This is a genomic window from Micromonospora sicca (genome assembly GCF_003172935.1).
Lineage (GTDB): Bacteria > Actinomycetota > Actinomycetes > Mycobacteriales > Micromonosporaceae > Micromonospora > Micromonospora sicca.
In genome coordinates, this window is record NZ_QGKS01000039.1 from 1 (window position 1) to 1,351 (window position 1,351).

Genomic DNA, 1,351 nt, shown 5'->3' on the forward strand with positions numbered 1-1,351 from the left:
GCCTCCGCCCGCCCGACCCGGTCCGTGGCGAAGCCGTCGCGTACCCCCACCGCGCTGCCGCCACCGGCCCCCGGCGTGACCGCCCGCTACACCACCGTTTCCACGCGGATCTTCGGCTACACCGGCGAGGTGGTGGTCGACAACCGGGGTGACGTACCGGTGGCGGACTGGACCGTGGTCGTCACGCTGTCGAAGGGGGGCACGGTCGCCGGCGCCCGCGGGGCGGACTGGCGGCAGGACGGGCAGACCGTCACCTTCACCGGGCCGCCCGTACCGGCCGGAGGATCGCAGACGTTCACCTTCGACGTCCGCGATCCCGATCCGCGCGCCAAGGCGCCCGAGGGCTGCACGGTGGGCGACGAACCCTGCGCCGGTGCCACCGCGACGCCATAGCTTGGCGCGGCCTGCCGGCGGGCGGGGCCGTCCGGGTCGGGGTCAAGCCTCCGCGGCCTGCGACCGGACGGCCCGTCCGATGTCGAGCAGGTGGTGTTCGCCCTCGTGGACGGTCTGCCGACCGAGCCAGAGCAGCGTCCGGACCTGCGGCTGCGGCCAGCAGTACACGCCGGTCCGGGCCAGCTCCGCCTGACCCAGCCCGGCGAACCGGGCCGCCAGGTCGTCGCCGGCCGCGGCCACCTCGGCGAGCACGACCATCGGGTCCTGCTCGTTTTACGCGTCGGTGACGGCGCGCTCGTCGCGACCCATCGGCGCGAACTCCGGTTCCTCCACCACCAGGGCCAGCGCGAGCCGCTCACCCTGGACCCGGAGCACGTCCCGTACGTGGCAGGCGTACTCCAGCGGCGACCAAACCCCCTCCGCCGGCCTGCGGCGCACGTCCCGCACCTCGTCCAGCGCGGCGGTGTACCGCGCGCCCAGCCCGCGCAGGTGCCGGGGCAGCTCCCGCGCGGACACGCTCGCGAAGACGAATGCGCATTCGTCGCAACGATCCACGGGATCAGAGTAGCGCCGCCGCCAACCGCCGACGGAGTCGGCGAATCGCAACTGGGCCACGCCGGACACAAGCTCAAGAGCATCGATGCGCTTGGCTTCGTCGGAGGGTGGCGATCACCGCCCGTTGCCGCCCGCGCCAGGTATGAGCCCTGGCCCGCCGGGTACGCGATGCGCCGACGACACCAGGGAAGGATGACTTGCCATGAAGGTCAGAAGCTCCCTTCGCGGGCTGAAGCGGAAAGTGGGCTCGATCGTGGTACGCCGGCGGGGCAAAGTTTTCGTGATCAACAAGGCCGATCCGCGCCAGAAGGCCCGGCAGTGCTGACGGGTCGGCGGCGAGCCGTCAGGGCGTCGCGGCGGGGACCGCTGAGTCTGGCCTGGGGGACGGGCGGCGGTGGTATGA

4 protein-coding genes are annotated in these 1,351 nt (G+C 73.0%); 2 read left to right on the forward strand and 2 right to left on the reverse strand.

Going from position 1 to position 1,351, the window contains the following annotated elements:
* On the forward strand, positions 1-393 hold a 393-nt coding region (locus DKT69_RS00235), incomplete at its 5' end, for a cellulose binding domain-containing protein (RefSeq protein ID WP_201749409.1).
* Between the two features lie 42 nt (positions 394-435).
* Here the strand turns inward: DKT69_RS00235 and DKT69_RS00240 are convergent.
* Positions 436-651, reverse strand: coding sequence for a hypothetical protein (locus DKT69_RS00240; RefSeq protein ID WP_109799593.1), 216 nt, complete (start codon positions 649-651; stop codon positions 436-438).
* A gap of 15 nt (positions 652-666) precedes the next feature.
* Entirely contained in the window at positions 667-948 is a 282-nt protein-coding gene (locus DKT69_RS00245; protein ID WP_146230941.1) for a hypothetical protein, read from the reverse strand.
* Between the two features lie 202 nt (positions 949-1,150).
* On the opposite strand from DKT69_RS00245, the gene DKT69_RS00250 reads away from it, so the two are divergent.
* Complete coding sequence (locus DKT69_RS00250) at positions 1,151-1,273, forward strand: ribosomal protein bL36 (protein WP_109799595.1); 123 nt, start codon at positions 1,151-1,153, stop codon at positions 1,271-1,273.
* The last annotated feature ends 78 nt before the right edge of the window (positions 1,274-1,351 follow it).